We start from the raw sequence: 279 nt of genomic DNA on the forward strand, positions 1-279 counted from the left end.
ACGCGGCCAAGTGCGCCGCGAGCGCCCGCGGCGTCGGCTGCGCGATCGTCACCGTCGCCGGCAGCCGCAACCCCGTGGCCGCCGCGAGCCGGTTCCGCAGTTCGACGGCGGTCAGCGAGTCGAGACCGACCTCCAGGAACGCCTGGTCGACGTCCACCGCCTCGCCGTCGGCATGGCCGAGCACCACCCCCGACTCGGCGCGGACCAGGTCGGCCAGAATGCCGACCCGCTCGCCCTCCGGCGCCTGGGCCAGGCGCACCGCGAGCGCCGATCCGGTGG

Annotated in this window: 1 protein-coding gene; it reads right to left on the reverse strand. The window is 76.7% G+C overall.

What is annotated here, in order from left to right:
• Positions 1-279: acyl carrier protein (locus GT354_RS20810; protein WP_161357854.1), on the reverse strand; the 279-nt coding region annotated here is incomplete at both ends.

This window comes from Streptomyces sp. SID3343 (genome assembly GCF_009865215.1).
Lineage (GTDB): Bacteria > Actinomycetota > Actinomycetes > Streptomycetales > Streptomycetaceae > Embleya.